This window comes from Candidatus Methylomirabilota bacterium (assembly GCA_036002485.1).
Lineage (GTDB): Bacteria > Methylomirabilota > Methylomirabilia > Rokubacteriales > CSP1-6 > AR37.
The window spans coordinates 1-6,040 of record DASYTI010000144.1; the positions used below are offsets into that span (position 1 = coordinate 1).

A 6,040-nucleotide genomic window follows, 5' to 3' on the forward strand; every position below is an offset into this window, starting at 1 on the left:
CCAGCCGTAGTGGATCGAGGACGACTTCAACGAGCGGCGCGTGACGGGCCGACCGAAGCGTTCTCCTTCAAGCCACGCACGAGCTCGAGCAGGCGCCCGAGCGTGGCCAGCCGAGCGTCCAGCGTCTCACCCGCGGGCTCCACACGCAGTGTGGTCACCCCGGCCTGACGATAGGTCTCGAGGCGCCGGCGCACCATGGCCTCCGTGCCGAGGAGATTGGTCTTGAGCACCAGCTCGTCCGGCACGCGGGCCGCCGCGTCCTCCCGGCGGCCGTCCAGCCACAGGCGCTGCACCTCGAGGGCCATGTCCTCGTAGCCTGCCCGCTTGAAGGCGTCATTGTAGAAGTTGTGCTGGCGCGAGCCCATGGCGCCCAGCGTGAAGGCGAGCCCGGGCTTGCGCAGGGGGATGAGCCGCTCGACATCATCGGAGAAGGCGACAAATCCTCCCGCCTGCAGATCGAGCTGGGCGAGCGAACGGCCCGCGCGCTTGGCGCCCGTCTCCAGGTGATCGAAGAAGACGCGCGCATGCTCGGGCATGAATGAGGTGCCGAGCCAGCCGTCGGCGATCTCGCCTGTCATCTCGAGGCTCTTCGGCGACAGCGTAGCCAGATAGATCGGGATATTCGGTTGTGGCTTCGCCGCCGATCGCAACGCCTTACCCTCGCCCCCCGGCAGCGGCAGCTCGTACACGCTGCCCTTGTAGGAGACGCGCTCGCCGCTCGTGGCCTGGCGCACAATGTCGATGGTCTCGCGCATGCGCTGCACAGGCCGGTCGAAGCGGATGCCGTGCCAGCCCTCGATGACCTGGGGCCCGCTGACGCCGAGCCCGAGGAGAAAGCGCCCGCCGGACATCGCGGCCAGGCTCATGGCCGTCATCGCGACGAGGGCGGGCGTCCGCGTTCCCGCCTGCATGATCCCGCTGCCGAGCTGGATGCGAGAGGTGCGCGCGGCCACGAAGGCCAGCGGTGTCACCGCATCGTGGCCCCAGGACTCCGCGGACCAGACGCAGTCGACGCCGAGCCGCTCGGCCTCCACGACATAGCGGCTGGCATCTTCCCAGCCGTCGTTGGCGACGCGGAGCGAGATGGCGACGCGCATCAGCCAAGCGCCGCGGCAATCTTGTCGAGCTGCCGGGCGTGATCGAGGTCGTGCAGCCGAAGGAAGAGCAGGGTCTCCCGCCAGGTGAGCGTGCCGAACATCCCGTGCTCGATCTTCTGGTCGAGCCGTGCCATCGGATCGGCCCGCAGGACACGCTCGAAGAGCACCTCGCGGTCGCGCTCGAGCACCGCCCACCATTCTTGCGCGGTGTGCCGCGCGGCGCTCTTCTGGGGCCGGTCCTGGCCCGGCTCGATCGGAGCGAGCCCGTCGAGCACCCGCTTGATCTGATCGCCGAAGTGGTTCCCGGCCTCGACGACATGGGCCATGACCTCGTTGCCGGACCATTCTTCCGGGGCCGGCCGGTCCTGGAACCGCGCCGGCGGCACGGACTCGGCCCCCGCGCGCAGCTCGGCCATGGCCGCGCGGACCTTCTCGATGATGGCGGCCGGCGAGAGCTTGGCTCCCTGCGCCTCCAGGTAGTTCCTGATCCGCGCTTCCTCGTCGCTCATGTCGTGCCGAGTCTAGGGGGATGGTCTCGGCCTGTCAACGAGGGCCGGTAATTTGACTTGAAGCCCCGGCGGGGGTAGGTAGTGGGCCATGCGTTCGAGGCGCCTGGGGTCGACATTCCTGGCGCTCCTGCTCGTGGGGATCGTCGGCATTCTCACGCCGATTGCCCAGGCCAGCCCCCCGGATCCGTCCTGGATCCGGGGCATGTACGACGACGGCGACTTCGACGATGTCATCGGGCTGATCACATTCGGCTCGGGCCTCGTTGCTGAGATCGTCAGGCTGGAGATCCGGCCCGAGCTTCATGTCCTCACGGCAATTCTCACGCCTGACGACGAGCGCGTCCCTCCGCTTTCCCTCGCTTCCGCCCAGCCCCGAGCCCCCCCGGCCGCCTAGCCCACTCCTCTGTGATTGGCCACCGTGAGCGGCTCTCGAGCCGCTCGTCGATGGCACGCGCCGGCTATCCGCCGAGGATGGCCCGGTGGTTCTCATCGTTTCGGCCGATAGGAGTGCTACCTTGGCATTGACAAAGGTCGGAGAGATCGTTCAGAAGCTGAGGGAGGCGAAGGGATTGACCCAGCACCAGCTGGCAGAGCGCGCCCTGGTGTCTGACAGCTTCATCAGCATCCTGGAGGGCGGGAAGCTGGAGAGTACCCCGCCGCCCATGATTCTCGAGCGGCTGGCGAAGGCGCTCGACGTGAAGCTCGAGGCGCTGAGCGGACCCCCCTGAAGGGAGGGGTATGGCCACGCTGCAACCGGGAACGGAAACCATCCTGGTCGTGGACGATGATCCAGAGATGCTGGGCTTCGTGGCCGATGCCCTGCGGATGCAGGGCTATACCGTTCTGGCGACCATAGATCCGCGCGAAGCGCTTCGCTGGGCCCGCACGCACCCGGGACCCATTCACCTGCTCCTGTCGGATGTGGTGATGCCGCTGATGCACGGAGGAGAGCTGGCCCAGGAGGTCCGCGCCATTCTTCCCGGCATCAAGGTCATGTTCATGTCGGGAGCCAGCCCCGCCGAGGTGGCGGACCACGGCATCGGCCTCGCCTTCGGCCAGCCATACCTGGCCAAACCGTTCACCGTCGCCGCGCTCACAAACAAAGTGCGCGCGGCGCTGGACTACCGGTCGCCGTTTTCGAAGCCGCCGCCCACGTGAGCCAGGCAACCTATGGACGGAACCCCACCGGCCGACTCTCTGCAGGCTCCGGCGTCATGAGCTCTCGAATTGCGTCAAAGACCACGCTGAACTGACTGTCGTACCGTCGCTCGAGCTCCTCTAGCTTCCTCGCCAGTTCCGCATGCGATGAGAGGATCTGCCGCAGCCTTACAAAGGTCCGCATGATCTCGACATTCACCCGCACGGCACGCCGGCTGTGAAGCACGCCGGACAGCATGGCCACTCCCTGCTCCGTGAAAGCATGCGGCAGATACCTACGGCCCCCATGTCCTCCACTTGAGGTCGCAAATTGCGACCTCAAGTTTTCCGCCTCCTCAAACGTCAGTTGAAACATGAAGTCTGACGGAAAGCGCTCTCTGTTGCGCTGCACCTGCTCGTTGAGGCGCTTGGTTGAGACCGCTAGAGCAGGGCAAGGTCCCTATCAAGCAGTACCTTGTGGTTGCGAACGAAAACGATACATCGCTCGATTCGGGGCGCCGACGATAGCGCAAGTCGCTTCTTCATGCACTGCTTATGACAACACGAATATGAACTGTCAATCTGTGCCAGCCGAGATACACGAGGTGAGCCAAGGCCGCGCAGCGTAACTTGCGGCGCCAGTTTGGCACCTCAAATCGTTCATTTCCGGGCAGGAAGACCGTCGTCGGTTTGAGGTCACAAAATTGTGACCTCAAGATCAGTCCAGGGCACTCCGATGGCCAAGGCGCTCCGCCCGCCCCTTGGCCCGCGCCCCGCCCGCGTATACACTCCCCTCTGTGACCCCGCCCCCGGACCTCATCGGCGCTTCGCCCAAACGCAAGGAAGACCGCCGGCTCCTCACAGGCACGGGCCGTTACGTGGACGACTTGATGCGCCCCGGCACGCTGCACATGGCCGTGGTGCGGAGCCGCCATGCTCATGCCCGCATCATTAAGATAGCCGTGGAGGCAGCCCGGGCCCTGCCCGGCGTGGCCGCCGTCCTCACCGCAGCCGATCTGCCCGAGATCAAGCGCTCCATGCCCGCGGCCTATGGCGGCCAGTACAAGGGCCGGCCCTTCACCGTGCCCGTCCTGGCCCACGAGGTCGCCAACCACGTGGGCGAGGCGCTGGCCATCGTCCTGGCCGAGAGCGCCTATCAGGCCGCCGATGGCGCCGAAGCCGTCGAGGTCGAGTACCAGCCGCTGCCCGTCGCCTCCGACACGGAAGCCGCCGCCCGCCTCAAGCCCGCCATTCACGACTGGCCCGACAACACCACGCTGCCCGTCGGCGGATCCTATGGCGACGTGGACAAGGGCTTCGCCGAGGCCGAGGTCGTCGTCAGCGAGAAGATCCGCCACCCGCGCATGGCGGGCGTGGCCCTGGAGGGACGCGCGGCGCTGGCATATCACGACGCCGAGACGGGCACGCTCACCGTCTGGTCCGCCACGCAGAATCCCTACTCGCTACGCGATTCCCTGGCCGCCGTCCTCGAGCTGCCGGCCGAGCAGATCCGCGTGATGGTGCCCGACGTGGGCGGCGGCTTTGGCCCCAAGGGCTCCATCTATCCCGAAGAGATGCTGGTGGGCGCGGCCGCGCTCAAGATGGGCCGCCCCGTCAAGTGGATCTCGGGCCGTGGGGAAGACTTCCTCACCACGGGCCACGATCGCGATCAGATCCACGAGGCGCGCGTGGGCTTCAAGCGTGACGGCACCATCGTGGCCGTGGACGATTCCTTCCTTGCCGACGTCGGCGCCTATCCGGTCGAGGGCGAGAGCCTCACGCTCAACACGGTGAACCATTTCTGCGCGCCCTATCGCGTGGCGCACTTCCGCGGCCAGGGCAAGAGCGTGGTCACCAACAAGACGGTGAACGGCGCCTATCGCGGCGCGGGACGCCCCGAGGCCAACTTCGTCATGGAGCGTCTGATGGATCTGGGCGCGCGCAAGCTGGGCATCGATCCGGCCGAGCTGCGCCTGCGCAATCTCGTCAAGCCCGAGCAGATGCCCTACAAGCCCGGCCTCGTCTACAAGGACGGCACGCCCATCGCGTACGACCCGGCGGACTTCCCCGGCTCCTTCCGGCGCGCGCTCGCCCTGATCGACTACGACGAGTGGCGCAAGCGCCAGAAGCAGGAGAAAGGCCATCGCCGCATCGGCATCGGGCTTTCCTGCTACGCGCAGGGCTCGGGCCTCGGCCCCTATGAAGGCGCGACGGTTCGCGTGGATCCGAGCGGCAAGGTCTATGTGATCATCGGCGTGACAGCGCAGGGCCAGGGGCACGCGACCACGCTGGCCCAGATCGCCGCGGCCGAGCTGGGCGCCAATTTCGAGGACGTGAACGTGATCGCCGGCGACACCAGCCTGTTCCCCTTCGGCATGGGCACGGGCGGCAGCCGCGTCATGGCCAATGCCGGCCCCGCCGTGGCCCAGACGGCGCGCGAGGTGAAGCAGAAGGCCCAGCGCGTGGCCGCGGATCTGCTCGAAGCCGCGCCGGAAGACATCCGCATCGAGCGCGGTGAGGCCTTCGTGGTCGGCACGCCGAGCAAGAGCATCACGCTGGCGCGTCTGGCCCTGGCCGCCGTCAAGTCCAAGGCGCTCAAGCCCACGCCTCAGATGCCCAGGGCCGAGCCCGGGCTGAATTCCTGCACCTATTTCCATCCCGCCACGGTCACCTGGGCCTTCGGCACCCAGGCCGCCGTCGTGGACGTGGACGTGGATTCCTGCCTCGTGCGCCTGCTGGCCTACGCGGTGGTCCACGACCCGGGGCGCGCCATCAATCCCACGATCGTGGAGGCGCAGCTTCAGGGCGGCGCCGTCCAGGGGCTGGCCGCCGGGCTCATGGAGGGCCTGGTCTATGACGAGGCGGGCCAGCTCCTGACGGGCAGCCTCATGGACTACGCGATTCCGAAATCCGACGACGTGCCGTCCATCCCCGTCGCCCTCACCGAGCACCGATCGGTCATCAATCCGCTGGGCGTCAAGGGCGTGGGCGAGAGCGGCGCCATCCCCGGCGCGGCGGCCATCGTGAACGCCGTCGAGGACGCGCTGGCCGACTTCGGCGTCGTGCTACGCGAGGCGCCGGCCACGCCCGCGCGCATCTGGCAGGCCATGCAGCAAGCCCGCCGTGGATAGTCCACCCGATGCGGGAAAACAGAGCCCACCCTCACCCTGCCCTTATATGATGGAACCGCAGCATCGAGCAGCGGCGGTAGAGTTCACGGTGCCCGTGGGACGAGGACCCCACCCTGCCGATCCCGTGGAGGATCTGGGAGAGACTGTCCCGCTCGCGAGGCGAACG

7 protein-coding genes are annotated in these 6,040 nt (G+C 67.4%); 4 read left to right on the forward strand and 3 right to left on the reverse strand.

Annotated elements, in window-relative coordinates; genetic code table 11:
* Positions 1-26: 26 nt before the first annotated feature.
* Positions 27-1,097 (reverse strand): LLM class F420-dependent oxidoreductase, encoded by a 1,071-nt coding sequence (locus VGT00_14195; GenBank protein ID HEV8532567.1) that lies wholly within the window; start codon positions 1,095-1,097, stop codon positions 27-29.
* The gene (locus tag VGT00_14200) at positions 1,097-1,606 is read right to left on the reverse strand and encodes a DinB family protein (GenBank protein HEV8532568.1); all 510 of its coding nucleotides are present in this window, start codon (positions 1,604-1,606) and stop codon (positions 1,097-1,099) included. Before VGT00_14200 ends, VGT00_14195 begins: the two co-directional genes overlap by 1 nt.
* A gap of 88 nt (positions 1,607-1,694) precedes the next feature.
* On the opposite strand from VGT00_14200, the gene VGT00_14205 reads away from it, so the two are divergent.
* The 3 genes from VGT00_14205 (at position 1,695) to VGT00_14215 (ending at position 2,764) form a co-directional block, all read left to right on the forward strand.
* Positions 1,695-2,000, forward strand: coding sequence for a hypothetical protein (locus tag VGT00_14205; protein HEV8532569.1), 306 nt, complete (start codon positions 1,695-1,697; stop codon positions 1,998-2,000).
* A 121-nt stretch (positions 2,001-2,121) separates the two neighbouring features.
* A complete protein-coding gene (locus VGT00_14210) occupies positions 2,122-2,334 on the forward strand; it encodes a helix-turn-helix transcriptional regulator (protein ID HEV8532570.1) in 213 nt (70 codons plus the stop codon).
* 10 nt (positions 2,335-2,344) lie between these two features.
* Positions 2,345-2,764, forward strand: coding sequence for a response regulator (locus VGT00_14215; protein HEV8532571.1), 420 nt, complete (start codon positions 2,345-2,347; stop codon positions 2,762-2,764).
* A gap of 10 nt (positions 2,765-2,774) precedes the next feature.
* Here the strand turns inward: VGT00_14215 and VGT00_14220 are convergent, their stop codons facing one another.
* The gene (locus VGT00_14220; GenBank protein ID HEV8532572.1) at positions 2,775-3,155 is read right to left on the reverse strand and encodes an ORF6N domain-containing protein; all 381 of its coding nucleotides are present in this window, start codon (positions 3,153-3,155) and stop codon (positions 2,775-2,777) included.
* A 385-nt stretch (positions 3,156-3,540) separates the two neighbouring features.
* Here VGT00_14220 and VGT00_14225 point away from each other — a divergent pair, with 385 nt between their 5' ends.
* Complete coding sequence (locus VGT00_14225; GenBank protein HEV8532573.1) at positions 3,541-5,874, forward strand: xanthine dehydrogenase family protein molybdopterin-binding subunit; 2,334 nt, start codon at positions 3,541-3,543, stop codon at positions 5,872-5,874.
* Positions 5,875-6,040 lie beyond the last annotated feature (166 nt).